Origin of the sequence: Sphingomonas sp. T1 (assembly GCF_902506585.1) — a bacterium.
Lineage (GTDB): Bacteria > Pseudomonadota > Alphaproteobacteria > Sphingomonadales > Sphingomonadaceae > Sphingomonas > Sphingomonas aerolata.
Genome location: NZ_LR733875.1, coordinates 2375174 through 2392525, shown reverse-complemented (window position 1 = coordinate 2392525; position 17352 = coordinate 2375174). Strand labels below are relative to the sequence as shown.

The following is a 17352-nucleotide window of genomic DNA, read 5'->3' as shown; positions in this document are numbered from 1 at the left end:
GATCGATCACGGAGCGATGCGGCATGACCGTGTTCACCCCGATCAAGACGGCCGACGCCACGCCGGTGGAGGCCCCTGCCCCCCGACGCAGACCCGTTTGGCAGCGCGGCGCGATGCTGCTCGTGCCGGTCGCACTGGTGGGTGCGATCGGCGTCCGGCTGCTCGATCAGCCCGATGCGGCGATGGCGGCGCCCCCGCCCGCATCGGTGACGGTCGCGTCCCCGCTGGTACGGCAGGTGAGCGAATGGGACGATTATGTCGGCCGGTTCGCGCCGAGCCGCAGCGTTGAGATCCGGCCGCGCGTGGCGGGCGAAGTCACCGGCGTCCACTTCCACGACGGCGATATCGTCCGCAAGGGACAGCTGCTCTTCACGATCGACTCGCGCCCATTCGCCGCCGCGCTGGCCGAGGCGCATGCCAACGTCGCGAGCGCCAGGAGCGCCTTGTCGCTCGCGCGGACCGACCTCGGCCGCGCGCAGCGGCTGGTCGCGGACGAAGCCGTCTCGGCGGGCGAAGTCGATGCGCTGCGCGGCAAGCTCGAAGCCGCCAGCGCCGCACTCGCCGCCGCGCAGGCGCGCGAACGTGCCCGCGCACTCGACGTCGGCTTCACGCAGGTTCGCGCGCCGATCGGCGGGCGCATCTCCGATCGCCGGGTCGATGCGGGCAACCAGGTCGCGGGCGGCGAAGGCACCGGCGGCACCGTGCTGACGACGATCAACGCGCTCGACCCGATCTACTTCAATTTCGACGGGTCGGAGGCGCTCTACCTCAAGACGCAGCGCGCGCGGCAGCCCGGCGCGGCCGCCGCGGCAGTTGAGATCCAGCTGCAGGACGAGACCGAGCATCGCTGGAAGGGCAAGCTCGACTTCACCGACAACGGGCTCGACCAGCGATCGGGCACGATCCGCGGCCGCGCGGTGCTCGCCAACCCCGGCTATTTCCTGACGCCGGGGATGTTCGGCAACATGCGCCTCGCGAGTGCGGGCACGCGGCAGGCTCTGCTGGTGCCGGACGATGCGGTGCAGACCGATCAGGCGCGCAAGGTGCTGCTGACGATCGATGCGAAGAACGTCGTGAGCCAGAAACCGGTCGAATTGGGGCCGGTGGTCGATGGCCTGCGGATCGTCCGCTCGGGGATCGGGCCGAACGACCGGGTGATCATCCAGGGCACGCAGATGGCGATGCCGGGTGCCACGGTTGCGCCGAAGGCGGGCCGGATCGCGGTCGCGACCGGGGCGGCAGCGCCGGCTTCGGTCCAGCCCATCTCGGGTGAGGCCACACTCGCCAAGTAACCACCGTTCCCCGGCGAAGGCCGGGGCACAGGTGGGATAGCGTTTCGATGTAATCACCGCGGTTCGCCCAACTGGGCCCCGGCCTCCGCCGGGGAACGGAAAAGTGCGCGCGCCCTCTATCGAGGACACAAACCATGCGCTTCTCGCGCTTCTTCATCACCCGGCCGATCTTTGCGGGCGTGATCGCGGTGATCATCACGATCGTCGGTGCGATTGCCTATATGTCGCTGCCGGTGTCGCAATATCCCGACATCGTGCCCCCCACCGTCACCGTCAGCGCGACCTATCCGGGCGCGTCGGCCGAGACGGTCGCCGAAACCGTCGCCGCGCCGATCGAGCAGGAGATCAACGGCGTCGACAACATGCTCTACCAGTCGTCGCAATCGACCGGCGACGGCAAGGTGACGATCACCGTCACCTTCAAGATCGGCACCGACCTCGATGCCGCACAGGTCCTCGTCCAGAACCGCGTCGCGGTCGCGGTGCCGAGGCTACCCGAGGATGTCCAGCGATTGGGCGTCGTCACGCGGAAAACCTCGCCCGACTTCCTGATGGTCGTGAACCTCGTCTCGCCCGACAACTCGCTCGATCGCGGCTACATCTCCAACTACGCGCTGACCCAGGTCCGCGATCGCCTCAGCCGCATCGACGGCGTCGGCGACGTGCAGCTGTTTGGCGCGCGCGATTATTCGATGCGTGTCTGGATCGACCCCGGCCGCGCGGCCGCGCTCGACCTCACCGCGGGCGAGATCGTCGCAGCGCTGCGCGCACAGAACGTCCAGGTCGCCGCCGGCACGCTCGGCCAGCCGCCCTATGACAAGGGCAACAGCGCGTTTCAGCTCAACGTCGAGACGCAAGGGCGCCTGACCGATCCCAAGCAGTTCGCGGACGTCGTCATCCGCACCGACGCGCAAGGCCGCCAGGTCCGCGTCTCGGACGTCGCGCGCGTCGAGCTCGGCGCGCAGGATTATGGTGCCAACACCTATCTCAGTGGCAAGCCCACCGTCATCGCCGCGGTCTTCCAGCGTCCCGGCTCGAACGCGCTCGGCGCAGCGCAGGCCGTCACCGCCGAGATGGAGAGCATGTCGAAGCGCTTTCCCAAGGGCCTCGAATACAAGGTGATCTACAACCCGACCGAATTCATCGCGCAGTCGATCGACGCGGTGAAGCACACGCTGTTCGAGGCGATGATCCTCGTCGTGCTGGTCATCCTCGTCTTCCTGCAGAAATGGCGCGCGGCGATCATCCCGATCGTGGCGATCCCGGTCTCGCTGATCGGCACCTTCGCGGTGCTTGCCGCATTCGGCTACAGCCTCAACAACCTGTCGCTGTTCGGCCTCGTCCTCGCGATCGGGATCGTCGTCGACGACGCGATCGTCGTGGTCGAGAATGTCGAGCGCAACCTCGAACACGGGCTTTCGCCGCTGGAGGCCGCGCGCACGTCGATGGACGAGGTATCGGGTGCGCTCGTCGCGATCGTGCTCGTGCTGTGCGCGGTGTTCATCCCGACGGTGTTCCTCACCGGACTGTCGGGCGCGTTCTACCGCCAGTTCGCGGTCACGATCTCGACCGCGACGATCATCTCGCTGCTCATCTCGCTGACGCTGTCGCCGGCGCTCGCCGCGATGTTGCTCAAGCCCACCGCCCCTGCCGGCTCGGGCAACCGCCTGACCCGCGCCGCTCGCCGCGCAGGCGACGCGTTCAACCGCGGGTTCGAGCGGATGAGCGAAAGCTATGCGCGCCTCACCGCACGCCTCGTTGCCGCGCCGAAGCGGATGATGGTCGCCTATGCCGCGCTGATCGCGGTCACGGTCGGTGTCTTCATGGTCACCCCGTCGGGCTTCGTCCCCGCGCAGGACCAGGGCTATTTCCTGACCGTCATTCAGCTGCCGCCCGGCTCGTCGGTCGAGCGTACCGATGCGGTGATGCAGAAGGTCGCCAAACGCATCCTGCCGCTCGCCGGCGTCAAGGGCGCGGTCATGCTCGCAGGCTTTGACGGCCCGTCGCAGACGCTCGCGCCCAATAGTGCCGCTGCGTACATCCCGCTGAAAAGCTTCGAGGAACGCAAGAAGCTTGGCGTCACGCTCGCCAGCATCATGGCGGAATCGCAGAAGGCGACGGGCGACATCACCGAGGCGCGGCTACTGATCGTCCCGCCGCCGCTCATCCAGGGCATCGGCTCGGCCGGCGGCTATCGCCTGATGGTGCAGGACCAGGGCGGCCACGGCTATGGCGACCTTGGCAAGACGAGTTACGACCTGATCGGCAAGGCGAACCAGACCAAGGGCCTGGCGCAGGTCTACACCTTCTTCGATACCGCCACGCCGCGCATCTTCGCCGATGTCGACCGCGCCAAGGCCAATCTGCTCGGCGTCCCCCCCGAGCGCGTGTTCGAGGCGTTGCAGGTCTATCTCGGTTCGGCGTTCGTCAACGACTTCAACCTGCTGGGCCGCACCTACCGCGTCACCGCCCAGGCCGACGCTCCGTTCCGCAACACCACCGCGGACATCGCCAACCTCAAGACGCGCTCCAACTCGGGCCAGATGGTTCCGGTCGGATCGGTCTCGACGTTCCGCGACAAGACCGGCCCGTACCGCGTGGTGCGCTACAACCTCTTCCCCGCGGTCGAGGTCGATGGCGACACCGCCAAGGGCTATTCCTCGGGCCAGTCGCTGGTGGCGATGGAGAAGCTCGCCGATGCGTCGCTGCCCGCGGGCTATGCGCATGAATGGACCGGCATCGCCTACCAGCAAAAGGCGGCCGGCAGTACCGCCGCCTTGGTCTTCGGGATGGCCGTGCTGTTCGTCTTCCTCGTGCTCGCCGCGCAATATGAGAGCCTGACGCTACCGCTCGCGATCATCCTGATCGTGCCGATGTGCCTGCTCGCGGCGATGACCGGGGTAAATTTGCGGGGGATGGACAACAATGTCCTCACGCAGATTGGGCTGGTCGTGCTGATCGCGCTCGCCGCCAAGAACGCGATCCTCGTGGTCGAGTTCGCCAAGCAGGCCGAGGAGCAGGATGGCCTGTCCCCGGTCGAGGCAGCGGTGCGCGCGGCGAAGGACCGATTGCGGCCGATCCTGATGACGAGCTTCGCCTTCATCCTCGGCGCGGTGCCGCTGGTGATCGCCGAAGGGGCTGGCGCCGAACTGCGCCAGGCGCTCGGCACCGCGGTGTTCTTCGGGATGATCGGCGTGACCGGCTTCGGGCTGCTCTTCACCCCTACCTTCTATGTCGTCGCACGGGCGCTGGCGATGCGGTTCGAACGCCGCAAGCCAGCCGCTGCCCAGCCCACGCTTCAGCCAGCCGAATAGGACCAGCCTCATGAAGTCCCTGCTTCTCGCGAGCCTCTCGGCGCTGACGCTCGCCGCGTGCGCCGCCGGTCCCGACTATGTCGTGCCGATCGCCCCGCCCAAGGCCGCCGCATCGTTCGCTACCGCGAACGCCGCGACGATCACGACCGCGCCCGATAACGACTGGTGGCGGATGTACCGCGACCCGGTCCTCGACGGGCTGGTCGCGGACGCGCTGGCGGCGAACACCGACCTGCGCGTTGCGGTAGCGCGGCTCGACAGCGCCCGCGCGTCGTTGCGCGGCGCCAAGACCGATCGCGAGCCGCAGGTGAACGCCAGCGGCAGCGGCAATTACGCCCGCACCTCGCAGCTTCAGAACCTGCCCGGCTTCGACCGCGAGCGCGCCACCTACGATGTCGGGCTCGACGTCAGCTACGAGGTCGATCTGGCCGGCCGCGTCCGCCGCAACGTCGAGGCCGCGCGCGGCGACGTCGGCGCGGCGCAGGCCGATGCCGACGCGGTCCGGGTCTCGATCGTCGCCGCCACCACCCGCGCCTATGTCGACGCCGCCTCGTCCGCCGAACGCCTCGCGGTCGCCCGGCGGATCGTCGACCTGCTCGAGAAATCGAACACGCTGACCGGCAAGCGGGTCGATGCGGGTCGCGCCGCGCGTCTCGATCAGGTCCGGATCGCTGCCCTGCGCGACCAGCGCGCCGCGAACATCCCGCAGATCGAGGCCGAGCGCCAGGCCGCGCTCTTCCGGCTCGCCACGCTCACCGGCCGCACGCCGCAGGAGCTGCCCGCCAGCGCCGGCGCGCGCACGACCACGCCGCGGCTCGACCGGCCGATCCCGATCGGCGACGGCGCGAGCCTGCTAGCTCGCCGTCCCGACGTCCACGCCGCCGAACGCCGGCTCGCCGCGGCCACCGCGCGGATCGGGGTGCAGACGTCGCAGCTCTATCCGCAGATTGCGCTCGGCGGGTCGATCGGTTCGACCGCGCTCAGCGTCGGCGACGTCTTCACCGGCGGGCCGGTCCGCTGGCTGCTTGGCCCGCTGCTCAACTGGACGGTCAACCAGTCCGCGGCGCGCGCGCGCATCGCCGGTGCAGAGGCTGATACGCGCGGCGCGCTCGCCAGCTTCGACGGCAGCGTGCTGACCGCGCTCGAGGAAACCGAGACCGCGCTGTCCAACTATGCGCGCGAACTCGATCGCCGCACGCAGCTGCAGTCTGCGCACGATAACGCCGCCACCGCCGCGCGCATCACCCGTGCGCGCCAGCGTGAGGGCCAGATCGACTTTCTCGACGTCCTCGACGCCGAGCGGACGCTGGCGGATACCGATACCGAGCTTGCCGCGGCGGACGCCCGCATCGCGGGGGCGCAGGTCGATCTGTTCCGTGCACTCGGCGGGGGATGGCAGGCGCCGGGGCGCCCTGCCGGCTGACACCGGCGCGGCATCGTCGCGTGTCAATGATCCGTCCCCGACACGTCATCAAACTGTACCGGCGGGCGCATACCGCCTGGGCCGATGGGGACGTCCGAGCTCAGCATGGTCGATACGGGGGCGGGTCGCCTCTGGGCGGGCTGGTCGCGTCTGCGCGCGCAGGTCGAACGGCTGACGCGGCGGGCGGATGGCGAGGATCTGCTGCACGACGCCTATGTCAGCATGGCCACACTGCCCGCGGCGCCGCGCAACGACGAGGCGTTTCTCGTCCATGCGGCGGTCAATCGTGGCCGCGATGCATTCCGGCGCGAGGCGGTTCGCGGTGCGAGCGAAGACGCGGGGACGATCGAATGGCTGCGCGACTGTTCGCCGATCCAGGACGAGGTGCTGATCGCGAAGGCGCGGCTCGACCGGGTGCGCGAGGGCCTCGATCGTCTCAGCCCGCGGACCCGCGAGATCTTCCTGATGCAGCGGCTCGACGGGTATAAATATCGCGAGATTGCTGCGCGTCTGGGAATCAGCCAGAGTGCGGTCGAAAAGCACATGGCCAAGGCGATGACCTTCCTGGTCGATTGGACGGAGGATTGGTGAGCACGCAATGCATGGCCGCAAATCCCTAGACCGGATGTTTTCGGACAAGGCGGCGCCCGAACGCACCGCAGCGGAATGGATCGCGCGGCTCAACGCGGACGACGTCAGCGCGCAGGACGCGATCGTCTTCCGGCAGTGGCTGACCGCGAACCCTGAGCAGGCCGAACGGTTCGAGCGCGCGACCGACCTGTGGGACATGGTGCCTGGAACCGCACCGTCGCGCGCGCCGGTGGTGACGCGCCGCCGCGCGCTGGGCGGGGTCGCGGCACTCGCGGTCACCGCGGTCGCCGGGACCGGCGTGTTCCAGGCAGCCTATGCCGCGACGCCGTATCGGACGGGAATCGGCGAGCAGCGACGGATCGTGCTGCCCGACGGCTCGGCCCTGCTGCTCGACGCGGTCACCCGGCTGCACGTGGTCGCGACCGAGCGGCGGCGGCGGCTCTGGCTGACGCAAGGCCGCATCGACCTGACGGTGGCGCCATTCGCGACCCCGTTCACGATCACCGCGGCCGACCGGGCGATGACCGCCGGTGCGGGCCGGTTCGACCTGCGCTGCGACGCGCGCGACGGGGCGGCCTTTACCGCGATCGAGGGGCGGGCGACGATCGCTGATACGACGTCGACTGGCGCTGCGCAACTCCTGACCAACGGGTCGCGGCTGCGGAACGGCGTGATCGATCGTCCGGACCTTGCGGCGACACGCGCCTGGACCAGCGGTCGCGCCGCGTTTCACGGCGATACGCTCGCGACGGTTGCCGAGGAGGCGAACCGGTACAGCGCGACGCGGCTGGTGATCGCCGACCCGGCGGTCGCCGGACTGCAGGTGAGCGGCATGTACCGGATGGGCGACAATGTCGCACTGGGGCGTGCGCTCGCGACGCTGCTCGGTTTGCGGTTGCGAACGATGGACGGTGCCGTCCTGCTCGGCGGATAAAAAATTCGCGTCAGCGGGGTGGGGTAGATCGCGGCTCGCCCGTCGAGGAGGTGCGGCAGTATCGCCGCCTTCCTTGGGGGGATGAACACCGTGACGACCAACCGCCGGCGCCTGCGCCGTTCGTTCGTGATGGGCGCAGCCTGCGCCGCGCTGTCGACCGCCTTTGCACCCGCCGCGGCGATCGCGCAGGCCAAGATGGTACGCCTGCATCTGGGTGCCCAGTCGCTCGGCCGGTCGCTCGAAGCGCTCGCCCGCCAGAGCGGCATCGACATCCTGTTCACGCCCGCTGCGGTTGCCGGTCGGACCGCACCCGCGATCGACGGCACGATGGCACCGCACGCCGCGGTCGAGCGGCTGATCGCCGGCACCGGGCTGATGGTCCGTCAGCAGCCCAATGGTGCGCTGATCGTTGCCGCGACGGTCGAGACTGCAGCGCCGCAGACCGCAGCGACCACGCCGGACGACGAGACCCGCGAGATCGTCGTGACGGGCTATGCGAGCAGCCTGACCGGCGCGCTGGCGCAGAAGCGCAAGGCGACCAACGTCATCGACGTCGTCAAGGCCGAGGATATCGGCAAGTTTCCCGCGCAAAATATCGCCGAGGCGCTTCAGCGCGTCCCCGGCGTGTCGATCGTCCGCGATCGCGGCGAAGGCGTGTTCGTCCGCATCCGCGGGCTTGGCGCCAATTTCCAGGTGGTGACGCTCAACGATCGCTCGGTTGCGGTGAACGAGAATGTGCGCGACAGTGGCCAGAGCGGGCGCCAGTTCCGGTTCGACACGCTGCCGTCCGAGCTCATGTCCGCGGTCGAGGTGATCAAGAGCCCGCGCGCGAGCCTCGACGAAGGCGGCATCGGCGGCACGATCAACCTGCGCACCTTCCGTCCGCTCGACCTGAAAAAGCCGGTGCTGTCGCTATCCGCCACGGCCAGTTCGCCGCGCCTCGCCGACGCGGTCGATCCACGACTGTCGGGCATGGCGAGCTGGGCGAGCCCGGACGGCAAGTTCGGCGCGCTGATCGCCGGCGTCTATGACGAGCGCACCACGCGGCAGGACCGGATCACCGGCGTCGGCTGGGCGGACGGCAAGATCGACAACGACGGCAATGGCTCGCTCGACAGCGAAACGATCCTGATCCCAACCGCGATCCGCCCGACGCTCGAGCGCGAGAACCGCGACCGGATCGGCATCAACGGCGCGGTGCAGTGGAAGCCCGACGACCGGTTCGAGCTGAACGTCGACGGGCTGTGGAGCCGGCTGAACGTCGCTTATGACGAGCTGACCTATTCGGCGGCGGATGGCTCCAACCTGCCGCGCGGGATCGTGCCGGGCAGCGCGGTGATCGAGAACGGCGTGCTGACCGGTGCGACGACGACCGCCTCGACCACGCAGATCGGCCGCGAGACGTCGGTGCTCCAGTACAAGAACTGGTTGGTCGGCACGAACGCCCGCTGGCAGGCCGGCGGCTGGACGATCGCCGCGGATGGCAGCATCGGCCAGGCCTATTCGAACACGCCCGAGCCGATCTACCGCACGCGCCTGCTCGGCACGGTGGGCGCGACGACGTTCGATTTCGGCAAGGCGGGCGATCGGCTGCCCAACGTCACGCTGCTCAGCGCCGACCTGTCGAACCCGGCGCTGCTGCCCGGACGGCGCATCGAATACCGCGTCAACGACTCGAAGGACCGCGAACGCGCCGCGAAGCTCGACGTGACGCGCGACCTGACCGGCGTGGTCAGCGCGCTGCGTGCGGGGGTGAAGTATCAGAAGCGAACGCGCGCCTATGATCGCCGCGACATCAATTTCACCAGCGGCATCGCCGGCAAATATTTCGACGCGAGCTATTTCGTCCCGTTTCCGGTCGATGATTTCCTGAAGGGCGCGAACGGCAACCTGCCGACCAGCTGGGCGATGCCCGATCCGGCGAAGTTCCTCGCCGCCGCCACCGGCAAGGAGGCGCTGCTCGCCGCACCGCTTGCGCGCGGCGATCTGCGCAACAGCTATGCGATCGGCGAGGAGATCCTCGCGGGCTACGCGATGGCCGATTTCGCGTTCCCGCTCGCCGGCATCGCGGTGCGCGGCGATATCGGCGTGCGCTATGCCCGGACTCGTCAGACCTCGTCGGGCTATGCCGATGACGGCAAGGTCGCGCTGCCCGTCAGCTACGACAAGACCTATGACAATTTCCTGCCCTCGCTTAATCTGGTCGCGGAGGTCTCATCCGATCTGCAGATGCGCTTCGCTGCGTCGAAGGTGATCACCCGGCCGTCGCTCGCCGACCTGGCGCCGCGCCTCACGATCAATTCGAGCCCGACCGTCCTCACCGCGGTCGGCGGCAATCCCGAGCTGAAACCCTTCGAGGCGTGGCAATATGACGGCACGGTCGAATGGTATTTCGCGCCGGGCAGCGCGCTGGTCGGCGGCGTGTTCTACAAGGACATCACGACCTTCGTGTTCCAGCAGACGCGCGACTTCGTCCTCGACGGCCAGACCTATCGCCTGACCGCGCCCAAGAATGGCGGCGACGCCTATGTCGCCGGCGTCGAGATCGCGTATCAGCAGCTGTTCAAGATGCTCCCCGCCCCGTTCGACGGGCTCGGCGCGCAGGCCAACTATACGCACACCAAGACCGGCGGTACCTATGCGCTGGCGACCGGCGGCGTTTTCCGCGATGCGCTGGTCGACGTCGCCAAGGACAGCTTCAACCTGACCGGCTTCTACGAGAAGGAGCGCGTCGGCGCGCGGGTGAGCTATAGCTGGCGCGGCAACGTGCTGCGCGACGTCGGCGGCGCAGGGCTCGCCGCCAACAACGACAGCGCGTTCGGCAGCCTCGATTTCGACATGTCGTACAAGGTGACGCCGAACGTGACCTTCGTCGTGCAGGGCATCAACGTCGCCGGCGGCATCCAGTGGCAATATGTCCGCGACAACCAGTTTGCGGGCTATACCGATTACGGGCGGACGTTCATGGCCGGCGTCAGGGCGAAGTTCTGATGCGGATCGCCTCGCTGGCGGCCGGCCTTGCGCTTGTCGCCTCGTCCCTCGCGCCGGCTCAAACGCCGCCGTCGCGAGAGGACAAACTTGAACGCGTCGTCATCGTCATGCGCCACGGCGTGCGCAGCGCGATGTCGAGCCCCGTGGAGCTGGGCCGCTACAGCCGCCGCGCCTTTCCGCGCTTCAAGGTGCCGGCGGGGCACCTGACCGCGAATGGCGCGACGCTCGTGACGATGCTCGGCGGCTGGTACGCGGCCCGCTACCGGGAGCTGGGGCTGCTCGGCGCGAGCGACTGCGCGGTCTATTACTGGGCGAACCACACGCAGCGCACCGAGGCGACCGCGACCGCGCTCGCCGCCGGCCTGACCCCGGGGTGCGCGGCGCCGATCCACCAGTCGGCGGCCGCGCCCGATCCGCTGTTCGAGGCGCCGCAGACCCCGCTCGCGCCGCTCGACGCCCCGCGGATGCTCGCGGCGATCTCCGCGCGGGTCGACGGCGATCTGGCGGCGTGGGACGCGCGCCAGACCCCCGACCGCGACCGGTTCGAGGCGCTGATGCTGCAATGCCGCCGTATCCCGTGCTCCACGACCGAGCGCACCCGGGTCCAGCGCCGGCTGGGCGATACGCCGATCACGATGCGGATCGACGCGACGGGCAAGCCCGACCTCACCTCGCCCAGCCTGCAGGTCGCCGGGATCGCCGAAAGCCTCGTCATGGCCTATGCGGACGGGCTCGCCTTCCCCGGCTGGAGAGGGATCGACGCAGCGACGATCGGCAAGGCGCTCACCGTCCATGGGGCCGGCATCGACCTGCGCACGCGCACCCCGGAAGTCGGCCGCCAGACCAGCAGCTATCTCGCGATGCGGCTGCTCGCGACGCTTCAGCGCGGTGCCGGCGCGACCGCGCTGGCCGACCCGATCGGCGACGCAGAGAAGATCGTCGTCGTCAGCGGCCATGACGGCACGGTGACGATGCTCGCCGGGCTGCTTGGTCTCGACTGGACGCTACGCAATTATGCTGCGGGCGAAGCGGCCCCTGGCGGCGGGCTGGTGTTCGAGCTGTGGCGTCGTGGCGCGACCGGCAAAAGCGTCGTACAGGTCCGCTATGTCGCGCAGGGGCTCGACCAGATGCGCTACCGCATCCCGCTGTCAGCGCAGACTCCGCCCGAAACCGTCGCGATCCCGGTCCCCCGCTGCGGCGACCCCTGCCCACTCCCCCGCTTCACGCGCTACGTCCTCGATCAGGTGTCGCCCCCACCGAAGGAGTAGCGCGGAGGCGCGCTTAATTGCCCTCGGCGTCGACAACGAATACGACGGGCTTGCCGCGCGACATCGGCTCCCAGCCTGCGCCCAACGCCGCCCGGATACCGCGCGAAATGGTCGGATCGTCGATCTGGAGCCGCCCGCGCGGCAAGCCCTTCAGCAGGCGCTTGGGGGCGGGAAATTCGAGCATCGCCTCTCGCTGGCAGTCCTTTTCGAGCAGCGAAAGGACCATCCCCTTCCACCCGTCGTCGTCCGACCATTGCGGCTCGCTCTCGAGGCGCCAGTCATAGGTGGTGCCATCGACGTCGATGGTACCGGAAGTGCTGAGATTTTTCGACATGCCGCCGCCTTAGCAGGTCTGTCACGGCATGCCATGCGTCCGATCGCACGCCATAGCGGGGCCTGAATTAACAGCCTGCGACGGAGCCGCTATGTTCTTGGCGTGGGTGATCGTAGAAGCCGCAAAAAGCGCACCGGGGGAGCCATGACGACGAAATCGCGCTATCAGGCGCCCGCGCTCAAAAAGGGGCTCGAGATCCTTGAGCTGCTGGCCGCCGCCACCGCGCCGCTCAACATGTCGGATATCTCGACCTCGCTCGGCCGGTCGGTCAGCGAGATCTTCCGCATGCTGCAGGTGCTCGAGGAACACCGCTATATCGCGCGGGGCGATGACGGTTACCGCCTGACCAACCGGCTGTTCGCGCTCGGCATGAGCCAGCCGCCGGTCCGCAACCTTGTCGGCATCGCGCTCCCGGTGATGAGCGAAGTCGCGCGGCGGACCGGGCAAAGCTGTCACATGGCGGTGGCGTCGGGTGCCGAGATGGTCGTGATCGTCGGCGTCGAGGCCCCCAGCCTGTCGGGCTTTGCCATCCGGGTTGGCTATCGCCGACCGCTGCATCGCTCGGCGTCGGGACGCGTCCTGCTCGCGTTCCAGTCGGCGGACGTGCGCCAGGCCATGCTCGACGACGTGCGTCTGGCCGGTGCGGATTTCGACACGGCCGCGCTGGCGGCGGAGCTGGACGCGATCGCAGCGAAGGGTCTGCACACCACCCCAAGTCCGGTCCTGAATGCGATCACCGACATGTCGGTGCCGATTCTGGTGATGGGGTCCGCGCGGGCAGCGTTGACCGTGCCGTTCGTCGATGGCCCGGGCGCACGCGTGACGCTGGACGCATCGCAGGCGGTGCTGCGCCACGCCGCCGCGACGATCGCCGAGCAACTGTCCCCCGAAGTGCGCGACGGGCTGTATCAGCGGGTCGTCGACCATGGCGTGTCGGACGCTGGATCCGACGGCTGAACGCTGCAAGCGCGTCGCCTACTTCCTACTTACGATGGAACACCATATCATGTGGCATTGCCTTCTGCTCGACCTTCACGACGATGCCGCGCTGATCGCGGCGTATCGCGATCGCCACCGCGCGGTGCCGCCGGCCGTGCTCGCCTCGATCCGAGCGGCGGGGATCGAGGCGATGGACATCTATCAGCGCGATGACCGGCTGGTGATGATGATGCGGACCGGCCCCGATTTCGACCCCGAGGCAAAGGCCGCAGCCGACGCGTCCGATCCCGCCGTAGTCGCGTGGGAAGCCGCGATGTCGCGCCTCCAGCGTCCGTTGCCGAGCGCGCAGCCGGGCGAGAAATGGCTGCCCGCCGAACGCATCTTCGCGCTCGACGAGCAGGGCTGACCGGTCAGGTCAGCGTGCGGTCGAGATGCGTGTAGCCGCCATCGGGGATGATCCACTGCCCGGTCGTGTGCGACGACCGCGCCGACAGCAGGAACACCACGGTATCGGCAATCTCGCGGTCGGTCGTCAGCCGCCGGCCAAGCGGGATGTTGCCCGCGATCTCGTCGAGCTTGGCCTGCGGATCGTCGAACGTGTCGATCCACGCGCGGTAGAGCGGCGTCATCACCTCGGCAGGGAGCACCGCGTTGACGCGGACGCCGTCGCCAACCAGCGCCGCCGCCCATTCGCGCGTCAGGCCGAGCTGGGCGGCCTTGGCGGCGACATAGCCGCTGGTCTGACCCTGCCCGGTCAGCGCGGTCTTCGACGAGATGTTGACGATCGCGCCGCGGCTGGCCTTCAGGTGCGGCAGGCAATGGTGCGCCATGCCGTAATAATGGCCGACATTGGCGACCAGCGACGCGAGGAAGGCCGCCGTTCCCGCCTCAAGCCCGATCCCGTCATTGGCGCCCGCATTGTTGACCAGGCCGTGGATGCCGTGCCCCGCCGCGACGATCTGCGCGACTGCCGCGGCGCATTCGGCGTCGTCGGTCATCTCGGTACGGATGAACATCGTCGCGGGCTGAAGCGCACGGATGTTCGCCTCGAACGCGGGGTCGAGCGCGCTGCGCCCGAGGATCGCGGGGATCGCGCCCTCCTCCGCGAGCAGGGTCGAGATCGCGCCGCCGATCCCGGCGCCACCGCCGGTGACGATCACCAGTTTACCGTCGAGTCCGAGCTTCATGATAGTCCATCCTCGATAGTTGATAAGCGGTAGACGCACGCCGCCGTGCCGCCAAAGATCGCATCGCGATGCCCCGGGCACGCGCGCGCGACGAAGGTTTCGACCAGGTCGACCACCGCCGCATGCTCGGCGGCAAGCAAACACACCGGCCAGTCGGATCCGAAGATCAGCCGGTCCGGTCCGAAGCAGGCGAGCAGATGGTCGAGATACCGCGCGATGTCGGTCTGCGACCAGGCGGCGTGATCGGCCTCGGTCACCAGCCCCGACAGTTTGCAGGTGACGCCTGGAAAGGCGGCGATGGCTGCGATCGTCCGGGCCCAGGGGCCCCATTCGCCACCCGCGATGTCGGGCTTGCCGCCATGATCGAGCACCAGCGACCCCGGCCCGGCCGCTTCGAGCAGGTCGGAAACGCATGCGAGCTGTGCCGGCCCGCGGACGAGTATGTCATAGGCGAGGCCGCGCGCCAGGATCGTCCGCACGCCGCGCAGGACATCCTCGCGTAGCAGATAGCGCGGATCAGGTTCATCCTGCGCGATGTGCCGTATACCCACAAGCGACCGCGATGCGTGACGGTCGAGCTGGACTGCGACGTCGGGCGCGGTCAGGTCGACCCAGCCGACGACACCCATGATCCACGAGTTTGCCTCGGCAAGCGCGAGCAGCCAGTCGGTCTCCGCCGCGCCGTGGCAGGCCTGCACCGCGATGCAGCCGTCGAACGCGGCGGCCTCCAGTGCGGGCCGGACGTCGACCGGGAGCCGGTCGCGCGCGAGCACGCTGCCGGGCTGGATCCAGCCATACTCCGCCGCGCGATAACACCAGAAATGCTGGTGCGCATCGATCCTCTTCACCATCGGGCTTTTGCATCCCTTCACTTGTTGCTCACCTGTGACATGATTTTTTATATATGCAAACCTCTCTCAAGGCCTATGATGGCGGCAATCGCACCAGAGGCGACGAAGAGAGGATGTCATGGCACACGCTGCGAAGGGCTCGAGCCACATGGCCGACATAGCTGACACCGCGACGAGCACCGGGCGTTTCATCCGGCCGGGATTTCGGACGGGCTTCATCCTCGTCACCAGCCTGTTCTTCCTTTGGGCGCTTGCCAACAACTTCAACGACATCCTGATTCGCCAGTTCCAGAAGGCGCTCGACCTCAACCGCGCGCAGGCCGGCCTGATCCAGTTCGTCTTCTATGTCGGCTATTTCGTGATGGCGCTGCCCGCGGGTCTGGTCATGCGCCGCTTCGGATACCGCGCAGGCATATTGACGGGACTGGCGCTGTACGCGATCGGCGCTTTGCTGTTCTGGCCCGCCGCAGAAGTCCGCGAATATGCGGCCTTTCTCGGCGCGCTGTTCGTGCTGGCGTCGGGTGCTGCCTTTCTGGAAACCGCCGCCAACCCCTATATCGTCGCGTTCGGCGACCCGGCGCGCGCCTCGCAGCGTCTTAACCTCGCCCAGGCGTTCAACGGCTTCGGCGCGGTGCTTGCCCCGACGATCGGCGGTCTGTTCATCTTCTCAGGCGTCGAGCATGACGCGGCGACGCTGACGACGATGCCGCAGGCGCAGCTGGTTGCGTATCGCGTCGCCGAAGCGCGCATGGTGCAGGTGCCGTATCTTCTGCTGGCGATCATCGTCGTGCTGGTCGGCGTCGCCATCGCACTGGTCCGCCTTCCCGCGCTCGACACCAAGACCGACGACAGCGCGCATGACGGGCTGTTCACGGTCCTGCGCGCGCCGGGGCTGTGGCGCGCGGTCGTCGCACAGTTTTTCTATGTCGGCGCACAGGTCGGCATCTGGAGCTTCTTCGTCGATTTCGTGAAGGACAGCCTGCCCGCCACGCCCGAGCGTTCGGCCGCCTATCTCCTGTCGCTCAGCCTCGTGCTGTTCATGGCGGGGCGGTTCATCGGCGCTGCGCTGATGCACAGGCTGCCGGCGACCCGGTTGCTGTTCGGGTGCGCGGTCGCCAACATCGCGCTCTGCGCGGTCGCGATGCTGTCGGGCGGCTGGATCGCGGTCGGTGCGCTCGGCCTGACCAGCTTCTTCATGTCGATCATGTTCCCGACCATCTTCGCGCTCGGCGTCCGCGATCTCGGACCGCGCGCGACGATCGGCTCCTCGCTGATCATCATGGCGATCATCGGTGGCGCGCTGGTGCCCCCGGTGATGGGCCTGATCGCGGGCGCAGCGGGTGGCCTGCACGTCGCGATGGCGTTGCCGCTGATCTGTTTCGCGGTCGTCGCGCTGTTCGCGCGCGGTGCGACCGACGCCCCCCTTTCCCCTACCATGAGGACGATCCATTGAGACTGAACGGTAAACGCGCGCTGGTGACCGCTGCGGCACAGGGCATCGGCCGATCGATCGCGGAGGCGTTCGTCGCACAGGGCGCGACGGTCTACGCCGCGGATGTGAACGGCGAACTGCTCGCGACCGTCCCGGGCGTCACGCCCATCATGCTCGACGTCACCGACGCGGAAGCGGTCGCGGCGCTGCCGGCGCAGATCGGCGACATCGACATCCTCGTCAACGGCGCAGGCTATGTCCATGCGGGCGATATCCTGGCCTGCGACGAGGACGCCTTTGCGTTTTCGATGTCCCTGAACGTCACGTCGATGTACCGGCTGTGCCGTGCCTTCCTGCCGGGCATGCTCGCGCAGGGCAGCGGATCGATCGTCAACCTCGCCTCGATCGCATCGAGCGTGAAGGGCATTCCCAACCGCTTCGCCTATGGCACGACCAAGGCCGCGGTGATCGGCCTGACCAAGGCGATCGCGGCGGATTATGTCCTGCGCGGCGTCCGCTGCAACGCGATCTGCCCGGGCACGATCGACTCCCCGTCGCTGCGCCAGCGTGTCGCCGAGCAGGCGAGCGCGGCCGGCATTCCGCTCGAAGAGGCGACCGCCGCCTTCGTCGCGCGCCAGCCCGTCGGCCGCCTTGGCCGCCCCGAGGAGATCGCAGCCCTCGCGCTGTACCTTGCGTCCGACGAGAGTGCATTCACCACCGGCACGACCCATGTCATCGACGGCGGCTGGGTCAACTAACCACCCCCCTTCCCCACGACCTAGAACCAGAGGACGTT

14 protein-coding genes are annotated in these 17352 nt (G+C 68.4%); 11 read left to right on the top strand and 3 right to left on the bottom strand.

What is annotated here, in order from left to right:
* Nucleotides 1-23 precede the first annotated feature (23 nt).
* The 7 genes from GV027_RS10770 to GV027_RS10740 all read left to right on the top strand — a co-directional run bounded on the left by GV027_RS10770 (nt 24) and on the right by GV027_RS10740 (nt 11813).
* Nucleotides 24-1292: an efflux RND transporter periplasmic adaptor subunit gene (locus GV027_RS10770; RefSeq protein WP_159511875.1), complete on the top strand. Its 1269-nt coding sequence runs from the start codon at nt 24-26 to the stop codon at nt 1290-1292.
* Nucleotides 1293-1426: 134 nt separating this feature from the next.
* On the top strand, nt 1427-4606 hold the full coding sequence (locus tag GV027_RS10765; protein ID WP_159511874.1) for an efflux RND transporter permease subunit: 3180 nt from the start codon (nt 1427-1429) through the stop codon (nt 4604-4606).
* Between the two features lie 10 nt (nt 4607-4616).
* On the top strand, nt 4617-6029 hold the full coding sequence (locus tag GV027_RS10760; RefSeq protein WP_159511873.1) for an efflux transporter outer membrane subunit: 1413 nt from the start codon (nt 4617-4619) through the stop codon (nt 6027-6029).
* A gap of 105 nt (nt 6030-6134) precedes the next feature.
* Nucleotides 6135-6620 carry an RNA polymerase sigma factor gene (locus GV027_RS10755; protein ID WP_236559170.1) on the top strand — a complete coding sequence of 162 codons (486 nt, stop codon included), beginning with the start codon at nt 6135-6137 and terminating at the stop codon, nt 6618-6620.
* 7 nt (nt 6621-6627) lie between these two features.
* Nucleotides 6628-7554, top strand: a complete 927-nt coding sequence (locus GV027_RS10750) for a FecR family protein (RefSeq protein WP_236559169.1) — start codon at nt 6628-6630, stop codon at nt 7552-7554.
* 90 nt (nt 7555-7644) lie between these two features.
* Entirely contained in the window at nt 7645-10545 is a 2901-nt protein-coding gene (locus GV027_RS10745; protein ID WP_236559168.1) for a TonB-dependent receptor, read from the top strand.
* Nucleotides 10545-11813, top strand: coding sequence for a histidine-type phosphatase (locus GV027_RS10740; protein ID WP_159511870.1), 1269 nt, complete (start codon nt 10545-10547; stop codon nt 11811-11813). The genes GV027_RS10745 and GV027_RS10740 overlap by 1 nt, the downstream gene beginning before the upstream one ends.
* 13 nt (nt 11814-11826) lie before the next feature.
* On the opposite strand, the gene GV027_RS10735 is transcribed toward GV027_RS10740, so the two are convergent.
* Nucleotides 11827-12147, bottom strand: coding sequence for a hypothetical protein (locus GV027_RS10735; RefSeq protein WP_031441677.1), 321 nt, complete (start codon nt 12145-12147; stop codon nt 11827-11829).
* A 144-nt stretch (nt 12148-12291) separates the two neighbouring features.
* Here GV027_RS10735 and GV027_RS10730 point away from each other — a divergent pair, with 144 nt between their 5' ends.
* Together GV027_RS10730 and GV027_RS10725 are read left to right on the top strand one after the other, a co-directional pair.
* A complete protein-coding gene (locus GV027_RS10730; protein WP_159511869.1) occupies nt 12292-13104 on the top strand; it encodes an IclR family transcriptional regulator in 813 nt (270 codons plus the stop codon).
* A gap of 49 nt (nt 13105-13153) precedes the next feature.
* Complete coding sequence (locus tag GV027_RS10725) at nt 13154-13492, top strand: L-rhamnose mutarotase (protein WP_031396389.1); 339 nt, start codon at nt 13154-13156, stop codon at nt 13490-13492.
* A 4-nt stretch (nt 13493-13496) separates the two neighbouring features.
* On the opposite strand, the gene GV027_RS10720 is transcribed toward GV027_RS10725, so the two are convergent.
* Complete coding sequence (locus GV027_RS10720; protein WP_159511868.1) at nt 13497-14273, bottom strand: SDR family oxidoreductase; 777 nt, start codon at nt 14271-14273, stop codon at nt 13497-13499.
* On the bottom strand, nt 14270-15124 hold the full coding sequence (locus GV027_RS10715) for an amidohydrolase family protein (RefSeq protein WP_159511867.1): 855 nt from the start codon (nt 15122-15124) through the stop codon (nt 14270-14272). The genes GV027_RS10720 and GV027_RS10715 overlap by 4 nt, the downstream gene beginning before the upstream one ends.
* A 118-nt stretch (nt 15125-15242) precedes the next feature.
* Between GV027_RS10715 and fucP the strand changes: the two genes are divergently transcribed.
* Both fucP and GV027_RS10705 read left to right on the top strand, forming a co-directional pair.
* Nucleotides 15243-16577 (top strand): L-fucose:H+ symporter permease, encoded by a 1335-nt coding sequence (fucP, locus tag GV027_RS10710; RefSeq protein ID WP_236559167.1) that lies wholly within the window; start codon nt 15243-15245, stop codon nt 16575-16577.
* Nucleotides 16574-17314, top strand: a complete 741-nt coding sequence (locus tag GV027_RS10705) for an SDR family oxidoreductase (protein WP_159511866.1) — start codon at nt 16574-16576, stop codon at nt 17312-17314. The genes fucP and GV027_RS10705 overlap by 4 nt, the downstream gene beginning before the upstream one ends.
* The last annotated feature ends 38 nt before the right edge of the window (nt 17315-17352 follow it).